General features: G+C 66.1%; 15 protein-coding genes. 11 read left to right on the forward strand and 4 right to left on the reverse strand.

Annotated features, from left to right (window positions below):
* Positions 1-172 precede the first annotated feature (172 nt).
* The 4 genes from CIT39_RS20005 (at position 173) to CIT39_RS20020 (ending at position 4,438) form a co-directional block, all read left to right on the forward strand.
* Entirely contained in the window at positions 173-1,120 is a 948-nt protein-coding gene (locus CIT39_RS20005; RefSeq protein WP_094977536.1) for an aspartate carbamoyltransferase catalytic subunit, read from the forward strand.
* Positions 1,120-2,427, forward strand: coding sequence for a dihydroorotase (locus tag CIT39_RS20010; RefSeq protein WP_094977535.1), 1,308 nt, complete (start codon positions 1,120-1,122; stop codon positions 2,425-2,427). Before CIT39_RS20005 ends, CIT39_RS20010 begins: the two co-directional genes overlap by 1 nt.
* A 65-nt stretch (positions 2,428-2,492) precedes the next feature.
* Positions 2,493-3,089 carry a glycerol-3-phosphate 1-O-acyltransferase PlsY gene (plsY, locus tag CIT39_RS20015; RefSeq protein WP_094977534.1) on the forward strand — a complete coding sequence of 199 codons (597 nt, stop codon included), beginning with the start codon at positions 2,493-2,495 and terminating at the stop codon, positions 3,087-3,089.
* A 182-nt stretch (positions 3,090-3,271) separates the two neighbouring features.
* Positions 3,272-4,438: a patatin-like phospholipase family protein gene (locus tag CIT39_RS20020; protein ID WP_162308591.1), complete on the forward strand. Its 1,167-nt coding sequence runs from the start codon at positions 3,272-3,274 to the stop codon at positions 4,436-4,438.
* Here the strand turns inward: CIT39_RS20020 and CIT39_RS20025 are convergent.
* Complete coding sequence (locus tag CIT39_RS20025; RefSeq protein WP_094977533.1) at positions 4,430-5,674, reverse strand: amidase; 1,245 nt, start codon at positions 5,672-5,674, stop codon at positions 4,430-4,432. The genes CIT39_RS20020 and CIT39_RS20025 overlap by 9 nt on opposite strands.
* A gap of 91 nt (positions 5,675-5,765) precedes the next feature.
* On the opposite strand from CIT39_RS20025, the gene dprA reads away from it, so the two are divergent.
* Complete coding sequence (gene dprA, locus CIT39_RS20030; protein WP_094977532.1) at positions 5,766-6,908, forward strand: DNA-processing protein DprA; 1,143 nt, start codon at positions 5,766-5,768, stop codon at positions 6,906-6,908.
* Here the strand turns inward: dprA and CIT39_RS20035 are convergent.
* On the reverse strand, positions 6,905-7,315 hold the full coding sequence (locus CIT39_RS20035; RefSeq protein ID WP_094977531.1) for a winged helix-turn-helix transcriptional regulator: 411 nt from the start codon (positions 7,313-7,315) through the stop codon (positions 6,905-6,907). The genes dprA and CIT39_RS20035 overlap by 4 nt on opposite strands.
* An 83-nt stretch (positions 7,316-7,398) precedes the next feature.
* Here CIT39_RS20035 and CIT39_RS20040 point away from each other — a divergent pair, with 83 nt between their 5' ends.
* Entirely contained in the window at positions 7,399-8,007 is a 609-nt protein-coding gene (locus tag CIT39_RS20040; RefSeq protein ID WP_094977530.1) for an FMN-dependent NADH-azoreductase, read from the forward strand.
* 97 nt (positions 8,008-8,104) lie between these two features.
* On the opposite strand, the gene CIT39_RS20045 is transcribed toward CIT39_RS20040, so the two are convergent.
* Entirely contained in the window at positions 8,105-8,878 is a 774-nt protein-coding gene (locus tag CIT39_RS20045) for an SDR family oxidoreductase (protein WP_162308592.1), read from the reverse strand.
* A gap of 122 nt (positions 8,879-9,000) precedes the next feature.
* Between CIT39_RS20045 and CIT39_RS20050 the strand changes: the two genes are divergently transcribed.
* Positions 9,001-9,468, forward strand: a complete 468-nt coding sequence (locus tag CIT39_RS20050) for a winged helix-turn-helix transcriptional regulator (RefSeq protein WP_094977528.1) — start codon at positions 9,001-9,003, stop codon at positions 9,466-9,468.
* 84 nt (positions 9,469-9,552) lie between these two features.
* Here CIT39_RS20050 and CIT39_RS20055 read toward each other — a convergent pair whose 3' ends face one another.
* Positions 9,553-9,792, reverse strand: coding sequence for a hypothetical protein (locus tag CIT39_RS20055; RefSeq protein WP_094977527.1), 240 nt, complete (start codon positions 9,790-9,792; stop codon positions 9,553-9,555).
* Between the two features lie 227 nt (positions 9,793-10,019).
* On the opposite strand from CIT39_RS20055, the gene topA reads away from it, so the two are divergent.
* From topA to CIT39_RS20075, 4 genes are read left to right on the forward strand one after another with little or no spacing between them, the layout of a single operon-like run.
* A complete protein-coding gene (topA, locus tag CIT39_RS20060) occupies positions 10,020-12,749 on the forward strand; it encodes a type I DNA topoisomerase (protein ID WP_094977526.1) in 2,730 nt (909 codons plus the stop codon).
* Between the two features lie 20 nt (positions 12,750-12,769).
* The gene (rnr, locus tag CIT39_RS20065; protein ID WP_094977525.1) at positions 12,770-15,109 is read left to right on the forward strand and encodes a ribonuclease R; all 2,340 of its coding nucleotides are present in this window, start codon (positions 12,770-12,772) and stop codon (positions 15,107-15,109) included.
* A complete protein-coding gene (locus CIT39_RS20070; RefSeq protein WP_094977524.1) occupies positions 15,103-15,543 on the forward strand; it encodes a DUF983 domain-containing protein in 441 nt (146 codons plus the stop codon). The genes rnr and CIT39_RS20070 overlap by 7 nt, the downstream gene beginning before the upstream one ends.
* 30 nt (positions 15,544-15,573) lie before the next feature.
* Positions 15,574-16,323 carry an NUDIX hydrolase gene (locus CIT39_RS20075; RefSeq protein WP_094977523.1) on the forward strand — a complete coding sequence of 250 codons (750 nt, stop codon included), beginning with the start codon at positions 15,574-15,576 and terminating at the stop codon, positions 16,321-16,323.
* Positions 16,324-16,382 lie beyond the last annotated feature (59 nt).

The following is a 16,382-nucleotide window of genomic DNA, read 5'->3' on the forward strand; positions in this document are numbered from 1 at the left end:
GATAGAAGAACGTGGATGCCCGGGACATAGGCAAGCGGAAGCGACGCCGTCCTTCGGACGGCTATGCCCGGGCATGACGATCGACGTCTTACCAGACTCCTCAGGGGATAACTCCCCGCCCCGGCATTGGCCCTTGCCCCCTCAGCCATCCGCGCCTATAGCTCTCGCTTTAATGACATCGAAATCGACCTTCGTCCTCGGCCACCGGCATTTGCTGGGCATCGAGGGCCTTTCCGCGGCCGACATCAGCGGCCTCCTCGACCTGTCCGAAGAATATGTCGAGCTCAACCGCCAGGTTGACAAGAAGCGCACCGTCCTGCGGGGACGGACGCAAATAAACCTCTTCTTCGAGGCCTCCACCCGGACCCAGTCCTCATTCGAGCTCGCGGGAAAGCGACTCGGCGCCGACGTCATGAACATGTCGGTCGCGTCCTCGTCCATCAAGAAGGGCGAGACGCTGATCGACACTGCGATGACGCTGAACGCGATGCACCCGGATATCCTGGTGATGCGCCACCACGCCTCCGGCGCGGTGGAACTGCTGGCGCGCAAGGTTGACGGTTCCGTGATCAATGCCGGCGACGGCGCCCATGAGCATCCCACGCAAGCCCTGCTCGACGCGCTCACGATCCGCCGCAACAAGGGCCGGATCGAAGGCCTCGTGGTCGCGATCTGCGGCGACGTGCTGCATTCGCGTGTCGCCCGCTCCAACATCATTCTGCTCAATACGATGGGCGCCCGCGTCCGCGTGGTCGGCCCCACCACGCTGCTGCCGCCGGGCATCGAGCGGATGGGCGTCGAGGTGGCCCGCGACATGCGCGAGGGGCTGAACGGCGCCGACATCGTCATGATGCTGCGGCTGCAGCGCGAGCGCATGAACGGCTCCTTCGTGCCGTCGACCTCGGAATATTTCCACTATTTCGGGCTCGACCAGAAGAAGCTCGCCTACGCCAAGCCCGACGCGCTCGTGATGCATCCCGGACCCATGAACCGCGGCGTCGAGATCGACTCGATCGTGGCCGATGGCGCCCAGTCCCTGATCCGCGAACAGGTGGAGATGGGCGTCGCCGTGCGCATGGCGGTGCTGGAAGCGCTCGCCCGTAACCTGCCGAACGCGTGATGCCGATGTTGACCGATCGCCGCCCCATCCTGCTCGCCAATGCCCGCGTCGTCGATCCCTCCAGGGATTTCGACGGTGTCGGCGACGTCCTGATCGCCGACGGCGCCATCCGCGAGACCCGCCGCGGCATCGGAGCTGCCGGCGTCCCCGAAGGCACCGACATCGTCAACTGCGCCGGCAAGATCGTCGCGCCCGGCCTGATCGACATGCGCGCCTTCGTCGGCGAACCCGGCTTCAGCCATCGCGAGACCTTTGCCACCGCAAGCCAGGCGGCCGCGACAGGCGGCATCACCACCATCATCTGCCAGCCCGACACCTCCCCCGTGATCGACAATTCGGCGACCGTGGACTTCGTGATGCGCCGCGCCCGCGACACCGCGATCGTCAACATCCAGCCGATGGCAGCCCTCACCAAGGGTATGCACGGCCACGAGATGACCGAGTTCGGTCTGCTCAAGGCCGCGGGTGCCATCGCCTTCAGCGACGGCGTCCGAAGCGTGACGAACGCGCTGGTGATGCGCCGTGCGCTGACCTACGCCCGCGATTTCGACGCGCTGATCGTGCACTTCACCGAGGACCCCGATCTCGTCGGCGAAGGCGTGATGAACGAGGGCGAGTTCGCATCGCGGCTCGGCCTGATGGGCATCCCGAATGCCGCCGAGGCTGTGATCCTCGAACGCGACATGCGCCTCGTCGCGCTCACTGGGGGCCGCTATCACGCGGCCTCGCTGACCTGCACGGACTCGCTGGAGGTCCTCCAACGTGCCCGCGACGCCGGTCTCGCCGTCAGCGCCTCGGTCTCGATCAACCATCTTGCGCTGAACGAGAACGACATCGGTCCCTATCGTTCCTTCCTGAAACTGTCACCGCCGCTGCGCACCGAGGATGACCGCCGTGCGCTGGTTGCCGCAATCGCCTCCGGCCTCCTCGACGTCATCATGTCCGACCACAATCCGCAGGACGTCGAGGTCAAGCGCCTCCCCTTCGCCGAAGCCGCTCCCGGCGCCGTCGGTCTGGAAACCATGCTGCCCGCCGGCCTCCGCCTCGTGCACAATGGCGAGTTGGACCTGAAGACGCTGATCCGCGCGATGTCGACCCGCCCGGCCGAGTTGCTCGGCCTTCCTGGCGGAACCCTGCGCGTGGGCAGCCCGGCCGACGTCATCGTGATCGATCCCGACGTGCCGTGGGTGGTCGATCCCGCCGAGCTCAAATCGCCCTGCAAGAATACCCCGTTCGACGAGGCCCGCTTTACAGGCCGCGTGGTGCGCACCATTGTCGGCGGTCGAACGGTGTTTGAGCATGTCTGACGTGCGCAATCGTTCGGCTTGGAAGTCAGGACTTTGGAGACGCAGCCATGTGGGGAGACGTAGCCTTGGGGCTTGAAGCATTTTTGCCGGTGGCCTTCGTCATCGGCTACCTCCTCGGCTCGATCCCGTTCGGACTGGTCCTGACCAGGCTCGCCGGCACCCAGGATATCCGTTCGATCGGCTCCGGCAGCATCGGCGCCACCAACGTGCTGCGCACGGGCAGCAAGGCTCTTGCCGCCGGCACGCTGTTGCTCGATGCGCTTAAGGGCACGGCGGCGGTGGTGATCGCCGGCTACATCGCAGGCCCCAATGCCGCCATGGTGGCCGGGCTCGGCGCCTTCCTCGGCCATCTCTTCCCGGTCTGGCTCAAATTCAAAGGCGGCAAGGGCGTGGCCGTCTATATCGGCATCCTGCTCGGCCTGTTCTGGCCCGGCATGGTGGTGTTCTGCCTGATCTGGCTGGCGACCGCCTTCACCACCCGCTACTCCTCGCTCTCCGCGCTGGTGGCGGCGTTCGTCACGCCGATGTTCCTGTGGTGGTTCGGGCATCTCGCATTGGCCGCGCTGACGGCGTTGCTGACGCTGCTGACGTTCTACGCGCACCGCGAGAACATCAAGCGCTTGCAGACCGGCAAGGAGAGCCGGATCGGCGAGAAGGCGTAGTCGCGTCCCGAACCGCGGCGGCAAAGCCTCTGAAGCCGGGGCATCTACGGATACCGAGGCTCCTCTGCGCATTATATGTCAAATCCTGTTCGCAACTGCCGACCTTCTCGCGGCCGGGAGTAGCGAACAGGCTCCATGCCTGTCATCCTGACAGTGGAAATGACGTTACGCGGTTGCTCGGAATGAGCGAAAAGATCGACGGCATCCATGACGAAGCTGGCTTGCAGGGCACTGCAGCGAGCCGGCTGCTGTCGACGACCTGCATCTGGTCCGATGCCGCCGCACCGCCTCCAGCGCCCACAGCCGTTTCGCCGCCCGCGCCCGCCGCACCTGCGCCGGTCGAGGCCGTCACGGCGGCTGCTCCGGTTGAGCAGGCTCGTTTCACCCCATGGCCGCCGCGAAAGCTCTCGCTGGCGCTGCAGGGTGGCGGCACCTTTGCCGCCTTCACCTGGGGCGTGCTGGAACGGCTGCTGGAAGAGCCGATCGAGATCGACACCGTCAGCGGCGCCAGCGCCGGCGCCATCAATGCGCTCCTGCTCGCCTCCGGCCTCGCGGAGGGCGGCCGCGAAGCTGCGCGGGCACGGCTGAGCCGATTCTGGCTCCGCCTGATGCACGAGGCCTCGTTCCGCTCGCTGATGCTGGTCGGTGGCTTCTCGCCGGCGGGAAGCTCGGTCGCGTTCGGCCCGACCTTGCGCTCCGGCCGGTTCGATCCGATCGATCTCGATCCGCTGCGGCTGGCGCTGTCGCGCGATATCGATTTCGCCGCCCTGCTCAATCCGGACTGCCCGAAGCTCTTGATCGCGGCGACACGGATCCGCGACGGCCAGCAGCAGATCTTCCGCAACGAGGCCATCACCGCCGACGTCGCGCTGGCCTCGACCTGTCCACCCTTGGTTCACTGCGCCGTCGAGATCGAGGGCGAAGCCTATTGGGACGGCGGCTTCGGCGGCAATCCGCCGTTGCTGCGGCTGGCGCAGGAGACCTCGACGGCCGACGTCCTGCTCGTTCAGGTCACACCGGCGCGCGACAGCTACGTGCCGATCACGCTCGCCGCGACCGACCGCAGGCTCGACCAGATCGCAGCTAACGCCGCGCTCAATGCCGAGATCGCCGCGATCGAATGGGCGCAGGCGCATGCCGCGCCCTCGCTGCGCCTCACCAGGATCGCAGCGGAAGATTCCGTTGACGGCCTGGCGCAACGCTCATCGACCGATCTCGGCCGCGGCTTCATTCGGCTCCTGCACCGGAGCGGTCGCGCAGCCGCCGAGCGCTGGCTCGGGCAAGATGCAAAGGCCGGCGCAACGTTCGCCGCGCCCGCCGCTGTCGCCTTCGAACCCGCGCTAGCCTGAATTCGCCAGCGCGTCCTCCAGGAACCACGCCGTCGCGAGTGCGACGGGATCGTTGCCGAAGCGCGCGATCACCTGCACGCCGACAGGCAGGCCACCCACCTTCAGCGCCGGCACGTTGACGCAAGGATTGCCCATCAGCGTCCAGAGCCGGTTGTAGCGGGGATCGCCTGTGCTCGCGAGCTCCTTGGCCGGCGGCGTGCCTGGCGCGGAATAGGTCAGGAGCACGTCGACGCCCTCGAATACTTCGCTGAGCTCGCGGCGGCCGCGGCGGCTGATCCGGCGCGCCTCGTCGTATTCCTTCGGCGTCAGATGAGCGGTGGCATCGAGGCTTGCCCGCAGCATCGGCGCGATCTCGTCGTGACGCTCCGAAAATTCCCAGGCCAGCGCGCGATGCGCCTCGAAATCCTGGACGATGGGATGGATGCGCCAGGCCTCCTGCACCGCCTCGGGCAGATCGATGACCTGCACGCGGGCACCGGCGCGCTCCGCCGCCTTGATCGCGGCCTGCAAGCCCTCTTCGGCGGCCGGCTCGACGGCGCCGGCAAACTCCTGCCTGACCACGCCGATGCGCGGCGATTTCGCCGGAACGATGCCGGCAAACTCGGTGCGCCCCGTCATCGCCAACAGTCCGCGCGCAAGATCTTCCGCGCGCGATCCGAACAGGCCGACGGTGTCGAGCGCCCACGAATAGCACTTCACGCCGACCGTCGGCAGCATCCGGAACGACGGCTTGATCGCGGCGGTCCCGCAATAGGCCGCCGGCCGGATCACCGAGCCGCCGGTCTGGGTGCCCAGCGCCAGCGGAATCATGCCGGCACCGACCGCTGCCGCCGAGCCCGAGGACGAGCCGCCCGGCGTATGCCCGAGATTGTGCGGATTGAGCGTCGGCGTCGGATCGCGCGAGGCAAACGCGGTGGTCGTGGTCTTGCCGATGATGGTGGCGCCTGCCCGCTTCAGCATCATGACGACCGGCGCATCGGCGCGCGGCTGCCAGCCGCGATAGATCTCCGAGCCCATCTCGGTCGGCATATTAGCGGTGTCGATGATGTCCTTGATGCCGACCGCGATGCCGCGCAACGGGCCGGAGGCTTGCGCCTTCGCGGCCTTGTCGTGACGGACGAAGGCGTGGACGTCCTTCTCGCGCGCCTCGATCGCCGCATGCGACTGGGCGATGGCGGCTTCAGGCGAAAGCTCGCCGGCTTCGATGCGGCGCTGGAGGTCGGCGAGTGAGATCATGGCAATATCCTTCTTATTGGCATCGCTTTTAGCATCGGAGCGGGGCCACGCAAGCGCACGCCACTGTTGCGCAACGCCCTCTGGTTGTTCCATGCTGTCCCTGCAAGGAGCCGCCGTGGACGCCATCAATCCGAGCATAGAGCTGACCGAAGCTGAGCGGATCGACCGCCTGCGGCTGATCCGCTCCGACAATGTGGGCCCGCGCACCTTTCGCTCGCTGGTCGATCATTTCGGCAGCTCGCGGGCGGCGCTGGAGCGGCTGCCTGATCTGGCGCGCCGCGGCGGCGCGCAGCGGTCGGGGCGCATCTGCAGTGCGGACGAGGCCAAGGCCGAGCTCGCCGCGAGCCGCAAATTCGGCATTGCCTGGCGTGCGCCCGGCGAGGACGGCTATCCGGCGCGGCTGGCGATGATCGACGATGCGCCACCGCTGCTCGCGGTGCGCGGCGATACGAAGACCTTGATGCGGCCGATGATTGCCATCGTCGGCTCGCGCAACGCCTCCGGCGCCGGGCTGAAATTCGCAGGCCTGCTGGCGCGCGAGCTCGGCGAAGCCGGTTTTATCGTCATCTCCGGGCTCGCGCGCGGCGTCGATCAGGCCGCGCATCGCGCCAGCGTCGCAAGCGGCACCGTCGCGGTGCTGGCCGGCGGCCACGACTGCATCTATCCGCCCGAGCATGGCGACCTCCTCATGGCGATCCTCGACAACGCGGGCGCTGCGATCTCCGAGATGCCGCTCGGCCACGAGCCGCACGCCCGCGACTTCCCCCGCCGCAACCGGCTGATCTCGGGCGCCTCGCTCGGCGTCGTCGTGGTGGAAGCCGCGCACCGCTCCGGCTCGCTGATCACCGCGCGCATGGCGGCCGAACAGGGCCGCGAGGTGTTCGCGGTGCCGGGCTCGCCGCTCGATCCGCGCGCCGCCGGCGCCAATGATCTGATCAAGCAGGGCGCGACCCTCGTCACGGAAGCTGCCGATATCGTCAACGCGATCGCGCCGATCATGGAACGGCCGCTGATGCACCCGATGAGCGAGCCCGACAGCGAGCCGTTCGAGACCGATCCGCAAGGCCACGACCGCGTCCAGATCACCGGCCTGCTCGGCCCCACGCCCATCTCGATCGACGATCTGGTGCGGATGTCCGGCGCCTCGCCCGCGATCGTGCGCACCGTGCTGCTGGAGCTCGAGCTTGCCGGCAAGCTGGAGCGTCACGGCGGCGGGCTGGTGTCTCTGCTTTAGCTGTCGTTGCGCTGATCGAACTTCGTGCGGGCCGCCTCGATCTGCATCAGATGGTCGATCGCCCACTGCCCGAGCTCTTTCACCGGCTGTTGCAGCCCGCGACCGAGATCGGTCAGCTCGTAATCGACGCGTGGCGGAATGGTCGGAAAGATCGTGCGCGTGACCAGGCCGTCGCGCTCCAGCCCGCGCAGCGTCAAGGTCAGCATCCGCTGCGAGATGCCGTTGATCATGCGCTTGAGCTCGTTGAAGCGTTTCGGCCCATCGCTGAGCATCATGATGACGAACACGCTCCATTTGTCGCCGACGCGCGACAGGACCGAAGCCACGCCGCGGCAGTCGGCGTGGTCCGGATCCGGCAGCCGCGGTGCAGGCAAACCGGTGTTCTCAGGTTTCAAGGATGTGCCCATGGCTCAAAAAAGTGCGTTCTTGCGGGGATTTCGGCAGTCACTCATGTAGCTCTGGTTACAAACTTATACCAGGGTGATCCCAAATGAAACTGCTCCATATCGACTCCAGCGTGCTCGGCCCCCATTCCGTCTCCAGACAGGTGTCCGCAGCCATCGTCGACCGGCTCCGGCAGGCGACGCCTTCGCTGGAGATCGTCTACCACGACCTGACCCTGACCCCGCTGGCCCACCTCTCCGGCTCGCACCTCGCGGTTGCGCAAGGCGCTCCTGCCCCCGCAGAACTCGGACCCGACCTTGCCGCAAGTGCGGCCGCGCTGGACGAATTTCTGGCCGCCGACATCATCGTGATCGGCGCGCCCATGTACAATTTCACGATCCCGAGCCAGCTCAAGGCCTGGATCGATCGCATCCTGGTGGCGGGCAAGACGTTCAGCTACGGGGCGAATGGGCCGCAGGGCCTTGCCGGCGCCAAGCGTGTGATCGTGGCAATCTCGCGCGGGGGCCATTACGGCGCGGACATGCCGACCGCCGCTGGCGAGCATCTTGAAACCTACCTGCGCTGGGTGTTCGGCTTCATCGGCATCACCAATCCCGAATTCATCTTCGCAGACGGCATCCAGCTCGGCCCGGAGCACCGCGAAAAGGCGATTGCCGGCGCGCTGCAATCGGCAACGACCCTGCGCGCGGCCTGAGGCTTCGGCAAGATCGGCCGCCGCCCGCAAGACGCGGGAACCGGCCGGCGCAACCCGCGAGGATCGCGCCGGCCGATTCAATCTTCACTTCACGCGATCAGCCGCGATAGATCGGCGCGCCGCTCGGCGAGGCCACCGCGCCGCCGTCGACGAAGATCTCCTGGCCCTGCACATGCGCGGAATCATCGGAAGCGAGGAACAGCACCGTCTTCGCAACGTGATCGGTTTCGCCGAGGCGCCCCAGCGGCGTCGACAGCGCGATCCGCTTCTCGAATTCCTTCTCGGCTTCCGGCGTTGCCGTTGCAGGTCCCCAGATCGGCGTGCGGATCGCGCCGGGCGCGACCACGTTGACGCGGATGCCGCGCGGCGACAGCTCCGAGGCCATGATCCGCGCCATCGCCCGCACGCCGGCCTTCGCCGCGCCGTAAGCGGAGTAGCCGGGAATGCCGAGCACGGAGATGACCGAACCGTTGAGGATGATCGAAGCGTTGTCGTTGAGGTAGGGCAGCGCCGACTGCACAGTGAAGAACACGCTGGTCAGGTTGGTGCTGATGACCTTCTCGAAGACCTCGAGCGCGGCTGAGCCGAGCGGCGTGCCGCCGGCGATGCCGGCATTGGCGAACACGATGTCGAACTTGCCGAATTTCTCGGCGCCCTGCTTGATGGCGGCTTCGGTCGCGGCGATGTCGGTGGCGTCCGCAGCGAGCGTGAGCGCATTGGGCCCCAGCTCCTTCGCCGCCGCCTCCAGCGTCTGCTTGTTGCGTCCGGTGACCACCACCCTGGCGCCTTCGGCCACGAACAGCTTGGCCGTTGCCAGCCCGATTCCGCTATTGCCCCCGGTGATCAGGGCCGTCTTGTTCTTCAGTCTCACATTCGCCTCCAGTGGTTGCATCATAAAACCATGTTGCCATCTAGGGCATATGGTTTTATTATGCAACCACACAAGCGCGTGATCGGCACGCCAATCGTGCGAACGCGACAGGACCGAAAACGATGGTGAAACGAACGAGCTTCGAGGGCGATGCCTGCCCGATCGCGCGGTCGCTGGATGCGCTGGGCGATTGGTGGTCGCTGCTGATCATCCGCGAGGCGTTGTTCGGCCTGCGTCGGTTCGGCGAATTTCAGAGCAAGCTCGGCATGGCCAAGAATATCCTGGCGGCGCGGCTGCGCTCGCTCGTCGATCACGGCATCCTGGCAACCGCCCCCGCCTCTGACGGCAGCGCTTATCAAGAGTACGTGCTGACCGCGAAGGGCCGCGGCACCTTCCCGATCCTGGTAGCGCTGCGGCAATGGAGCGAGGCGTTCGACGACCGCCCAGAGGAGATCGCGACCATTTTGGTGGATCGCGAAAAAGGCCGGCCGGTGAAGAGGCTCGAAATGCGTGCGGAGGACGGACGGCTGCTCAGCCCGGCGGATACGATGCTGAAGCCGCGACCGGCGCCGCGACGGCGGTCGGCCTGACCGCGCACAACTGCCACCGCATTGTCATTGCGAAGACGGTTGAAGCGCACTCCCAACCATCACCGTCATCCTGAGGCGCAAGCCTCACGACAGCTTGCGCTTGCTCCGCAGCCGCAGGTGCTCGTCGGCCTCCAGCTTGGTCATGCCAAGGAGATAATGCAGCACGTCGAGCTCGTGACGCTCGGCAAGCTTGCGCAACGCGCCGACCTGCTCGGCGATGAAGGTGACAGCCTCGTCCGCGCCGCCCTCCCCCGGTTCGTCGTGACGCGAGCCTCCCGGCGCGCCTGATACGGCGCGCGCCCGTTTCTTTCCCGGCCTAGTCAACAGACCCCACCCGAATCCATGCCCCGTGGAAACATTACGCCGATAGCGATCGCAACTCCAAGGTGGTATTTTGCAACTTTCTCGATATGAAACTTTTCCCATCCGGGGGGCTTTCAACAGCCTCCGATTTGACAGCGGAGGCCTCACCACCCATGTTCGGGTCGAAACGGCCGACCCGAGTCCTTTCGTTTTCGGCCCCCAATTTTCCCATAAGTTACTGGAACTACATGAATATCGTCATTGTGGAGTCGCCGGCGAAAGCCAAGACGATCAACAAGTATTTGGGCTCGTCCTATGAGGTTCTGGCCTCGTTCGGCCATGTCCGCGACCTGCCCGCGAAGAACGGCTCCGTCGATCCCGATGCCAATTTCAAGATGATCTGGGAGGTCGACCCCAAGGCGGCCGGCCGGCTCAACGACATCGCCAAGTCCCTGAAGAACGCCGACCGCCTGATTCTCGCCACCGACCCTGATCGTGAGGGCGAGGCCATCTCCTGGCACGTGCTGGAGGTGCTGAAGGAAAAGCGCGCGCTGAAGGACCAGAAGATCGAGCGCGTGGTGTTCAACGCCATCACCAAGCAGGCGGTCACGGACGCGATGAAGCATCCGCGCCAGATCGACGGTGCGCTGGTCGACGCCTATATGGCGCGCCGTGCGCTGGACTATCTGGTCGGCTTCACCCTCTCCCCCGTGCTGTGGCGCAAGCTGCCGGGCGCCCGCTCGGCCGGCCGGGTGCAGTCGGTGGCGCTGCGCCTGGTCTGCGACCGCGAACTCGAAATCGAAAAATTCGTCGCCCGCGAATATTGGTCGCTGATCGCAACCCTGTTGACGCCGCGCGGCGATGCCTTCGAGGCCCGCCTGGTCGGCGCCGACGGCAAGAAGATCCAGCGCCTCGACATCGGCACCGGCGCGGAAGCCGAAGACTTCAAGAAGGCGCTGGAGACGGCCGTCTACGCCGTGACCTCGGTCGACGCGAAGCCCGCCCGGCGCAATCCGCAGGCGCCCTTCACCACCTCGACGCTGCAGCAGGAAGCCAGCCGCAAATACGGCTTTGCGCCGGCGCACACCATGCGCATCGCCCAGCGCCTCTATGAAGGCATCGACATCGGCGGCGAGACCACCGGACTCATTACTTATATGCGGACCGACGGCGTGCAGATCGATCCGTCCGCGATCACCCAGGCCCGCAAGGTGATCGGCGAGGATTACGGCAACGCCTACGTGCCGGACGCGCCACGCCAGTACCAGGCCAAGGCCAAGAACGCCCAGGAAGCGCACGAAGCGATCCGCCCGACCGACATGTCGCGTCGCCCCGACAGCATGAGCCGCAAGCTCGATTCCGATCAGGCCCGGCTCTATGAGTTGATCTGGAAACGCACCATCGCGAGCCAGATGGAATCGGCCGAGCTCGAGCGCACCACGGTCGACATCACGGCGAAGGCAGGTTCCCGCACGCTTGAGCTCCGCGCCACCGGCCAGGTCGTCAAGTTCGACGGCTTCCTCGCGCTCTACCAGGAAGGCCGCGACGACGAAGAGGACGAAGATTCCCGCCGCCTGCCCGCGATGAGCCCGAACGATGCGCTCAAGCGGCAATCGCTGTCCGTCACCCAGCATTTCACCGAACCGCCGCCGCGCTTCTCCGAGGCCTCGCTGGTCAAGCGCATGGAAGAGCTCGGCATCGGCAGGCCGTCGACCTATGCTTCGATCCTCCAGGTCCTGAAGGACCGCGGCTACGTCAAGCTGGAGAAGAAGCGCCTGCACGGCGAGGACAAGGGCCGCGTCGTGGTCGCGTTCCTCGAAAGCTTCTTTGCCCGCTACGTCGAATACGACTTCACGGCCAATCTGGAAGAGCAGCTCGACCGCATCTCCAACAACGAGATCTCCTGGCAGCAGGTGCTGAAGGATTTCTGGACCGGCTTCATCGGCGCCGTCGACGAGATCAAGGATCTGCGCGTAGCCCAGGTGCTGGACGTGCTCGACGAGATGCTGGGACAGCACATCTATCCGCCGCGGACGGACGGCGGCGATATCAGGCAGTGCCCGAACTGCGGCAACGGCCGTCTCAATCTCAAGGCCGGCAAGTTCGGCGCCTTCGTCGGCTGCTCGAACTATCCGGAGTGCCGCTACACCCGTCAGCTCGCCGCCGATGGCGAGGCCAGTGCCGATCGTTCGCTCGGCCAGGACCCCGAGACCGGTCGCGATGTCTGGGTCAAGGCCGGCCGGTTCGGTCCCTATATCCAGCTCGGTGAGCAGAAGGATTACGCGGAAGGCGAGAAACCGAAGCGCGCCGGCATCCCGAAGGGCACCTCGCCCGGGGATGTCGAACTCGAACTTGCGCTCAAGCTGCTGTCGCTGCCGCGCGAGATCGGCAAGCATCCCGAGACCGGTGAGCCGATCACCGCAGGCCTCGGCCGCTTCGGGCCATTCGTCAAGCATGAGAAGACCTATGCCAGCCTGGAAGCTGGCGACGAGGTGTTCGACATCGGCCTCAATCGCGCGGTGACGCTGATCGCGGAAAAGGTCGCCAAGGGCCCGAGCCGACGCTTCGGCGCCGATCCCGGCAAGGCGATCGGCGATCATCCGACGCTCGGCACCGTCACCGTGAAGAGCGGCCGCTACGGCGCCTATGTCACGGCCGGCGGCGTCAACGCGACGATCCCGAGCGACATCGAAAAAGACGCCATCACGCTGCCGCAGGCGATCGCGCTGATCGACGAGCGCGCGGCCAAGGGCGGCGGCAAGAAGCCGAAGAAGGCGGCGAAGCCCGCCAAGGCCAAGAAGACTGCGGACGGCGATGACGCCGCGCCAAAGAAGAAACCGGCCGCGAAAAAGGCGGCCAAAACCAAATCCGGATCCACCAGCAAGGCGCGCGCAGCCGTGTCGTCGACCGCAAAAACGTCGCCGACCAAGGCCGCCGCCACCAAGGCTCCGGCCAAGAAGAGTGCCGGCAAGACTTGAGATCAAGAAGTAGAGGTTAAGTGAAACGCAAGAATGACCATGGCTTTCCCGAGCGGCAAGCCATCGTCGCCTTCATCAAGGCAAATCCCGGAAAGGTCGGGACCCGCGAAATTGCGCGCGAGTTCGGCCTGAAGAACGCCGATCGCGTCGAGCTCAAGCGCATATTGCGCGAACTCGCCGACGACGGAACCGTTAAGAAGAAGCGCCACAAGGTGTCCGAACCGGACGCACTGCCGCCGACCCTGGTCGCCGACATCACCGGCCGCGACGCTGACGGCGAGTTGATCGCCTCCCCCACCGAATGGGACGAGGTCGAAAGCGGCGAGCCCCCCAAAATCCGCATCCAGATGCCGCGCCGGCCGAAGCCGGGCACCGTCGCCGGCGTCCGCGACCGCGTGCTGCTGCGCGTCGAGCCGATCTCCGAGACCGAAGGCCCGGCCTGGCTCGGCCACATCATCAAGGTCTTCGACAAGGCCAAGAGCCGCATCCTCGGCGTGTTCCGCGCACTTCCCGAAGGTGGCGGACGGCTTGTCCCCGTCGACAAGAAGTCCGCCGACCGCGAGCTGAACATCGCCTCGGCCGACACGAACGGCGCGCAGGACGGCGATCTCGTCAGCGTCGACATCGTCCGCACCCGCAGCTTTGGCCTCGCCTCCGGCCGCGTGAAGGATAAGCTCGGCTCCGTCAAGTCGGAGAAGGCGATCAGCCTGATCGCGATCTATGCCCACGACATCCCGCTGCAATTCTCGCCCGCCGCGATGCGCGATGCGGAAGCGGCCGAGCCGGCCAATTTGAAGGGCCGCGAGGATTGGCGCGACGTGCCGCTTCTCACCATCGATCCGCCGGATGCCAAGGATCATGACGACGCGGTGCATGCGCAGCCGGATGACGATCCCAACAACAAGGGCGGCTTCATCGTCAACGTCGCCATTGCCGATGTGAGCTTCTACGTCCGGCCGGGCAGCGCGCTCGATCGCGACGCGCTCGATCGCGGCAACTCGGTCTATTTCCCCGACCGCGTCGTGCCGATGCTGCCCGAGCGGATCTCGAACGATCTCTGCTCGCTGGTGCCGGGCGAGCCGCGCGGCGCGCTCGCGGTGCGCATGGTGCTCGGGCCCGACGGCCGCAAGCGCTCGCACAGTTTTCACCGCATCCTGATGCGGTCGGCGGCAAAGCTCAGCTACGCGCAGGCGCAGGCCGCGATCGACGGCCGGCCCGACGGCACCACCGGTCCCCTGCTCGATCCAATCTTGAAACCGCTCTATGCAGCCTATGCCTGCGCCAAGCGCGCGCGCGACGAGCGCGATCCGCTCAATCTCGATCTGCCCGAACGCAAGATCCTCCTGAAGAGCGACGGCACGGTCGACCGCGTCGTGGTGCCCGAACGTCTCGATGCGCACAAGCTGATCGAGGAGTTCATGATCCTCGCCAACGTCGCAGCCGCCGAGATGCTGGAGAAGAAATCGCTTCCGCTGATCTACCGCGTGCACGACGAGCCGACCTTGGAGAAGGTCCACGCGCTCGCGGAATTTCTGGAGACGCTCGACGTTCCCTTCGCCAAATCAGGTGCGCTGCGTCCCACCACGTTCAACCGCGTGCTGGCCCAGCTCGAAGGCCATGATTACTATCCGCTGGTCAGCGAAGTCGTGCTGCGCGCCCAGGCGCAGGCCGAATACTCCTCCGAGAACTACGGGCACTTCGGCCTGAATTTGCGCCGCTACGCGCATTTCACCTCGCCGATCCGCCGTTATGCCGATCTCGTCGTGCATCGCGCGCTGGTCCGCGCACTCGGCCTCGGCGAAGGCGCCCTGCCCGACAGCGAGACACCGGAAACCTTGAGCGAAGTCGCCGCCCACATCTCGGTGACCGAACGGCGTGCGATGAAGGCGGAGCGGGAGACCGTCGACCGGCTGATCGCGCATCACCTGGCCGACCGCATCGGCGCGAGCTTCCAGGGCCGCGTCTCCGGCGTCACCCGCGCGGGGCTCTTCGTCAAGCTGGCTGAAACAGGTGCCGACGGCCTGATCCCGATCCGATCCCTCGGCACGGAATATTTCAACTATGACGAGAGCCGACACGCCCTGGTCGGCACGCGCAGCCGCACCATGTATCAGCTGGGAGACGTGGTCGATGTCCGCCTGATCGAAGCAGCCCCGATCGCAGGCGCGCTGCGCTTCGAGCTGCTGTCGTCCTCCAGTGAGGCCGCGCCGCGCGAACGCAGGACATCCGGTCCGCAACGCCGCCCCTCGCTCAAGGCGCATCCCGGCCGCAGCCCAGACAGAAAACGCAAGCCGCCGAAGCCAAAGCCCGGCAAGAAGGGCAAAGGCAAGAGTAAGGGCAAGAAGGGCAAGGCATGGTGACCATCAGCACGGCCCCGAAAATCTGGACGCGCGAGACAGGTCTCGTCGAGAAGCGCGATCTCTGGACGGCGATGAAGCGCGGCTTTCGCGGCCGCTGCCCGCGGTGTGGCGAGGGCAAACTGTTCCGCGCCTTCCTGAAGACGGCGGACAATTGCTCGGTGTGCGACCTCGATTTCACGCCGCACCGCGCTGACGATCTGCCAGCCTATCTCGTCATCGTCATCGTCGGCCACATCGTGGTGCCCAGTATCCTCTGGATCGAGACCAACTACACGACGCCGGTGTGGCTCAGCTTCGCAGCCTATCTGCCCTTCACCTTCGTCGCCTCGCTCGCGCTGCTGCAGCCCGTCAAGGGAGCTGTGGTCGGCCTGCAATGGGCTCTGCGCATGCACGGGTTTGACGACACCCCTCCGGATGGTATTCCACCTGTGTAATCAAGAAGCAAAAAGCGTTTGGGTGAGGACATGACGGATATTGCGCAGGCCGCTGAGAAGGCAAAGATCCACGAGGGCAAGGAAGCCGACCACCATCCCTATTTTCGCCCGAGGGATGCGGCGACGCTGATCCTGGTCGACCGCAGCAGCACTACACCAAAAGTCCTGGTCGGCAAGCGCCACGACAAGGTGGTGTTCATGCCCGGCAAATTCGTCTTCCCGGGCGGGCGCGTCGACAAGACCGACTATCGCGTGCCCTGTGCCGCGCCCGTCACGGCCGAGCTGGAAGCCAACCTCGCCAAGGGCAGCCCGAAGACGCCGGCTTCGCGCGCGAAGTCGCTCGCCATCGCTGCAATCCGCGAGGCCTGCGAGGAGACCGGTCTCTGCCTCGGCCGCAAGGCGGAGATCAAGGCGAAGCTCGAAGGTCCCTGGCAGCCGTTCGCCGATGCGGGCCTTCTGCCCGATCCCTCGAGCCTGTTCCTGATCGCGCGCGCGATCACCCCGCCCGGCCGGGTCAAACGGTTCGACACGCGCTTCTTCACGGCGGATGCCTCCGCGATCACCCACCGCGTCGACGGCGTGATCCATGCCGATGCCGAGCTGGTCGAGCTGGTCTGGGTCGAGCTCGGCTCCAAGCCGCTCGCCGATCTGCATCCGATGACGCGCAACGTGCTCAACGAGCTCCACAGCCGCCTCGCCACCGGTCCGCTCCGCCACGACGCGCCAGTGCCGTTCTTCCATTTCTACGGCGGCAAGATGCAGAAGGATATTCTGGGCTGATTGGCTCTCCTTTCGTCATTCCGGGGCGCGCGTAGCGCGAGCCCGGAATCCATCCATCG

It is taken from the genome of Bradyrhizobium symbiodeficiens, from assembly GCF_002266465.3.
Taxonomy (GTDB): Bacteria; Pseudomonadota; Alphaproteobacteria; order Rhizobiales; family Xanthobacteraceae; genus Bradyrhizobium; species Bradyrhizobium symbiodeficiens.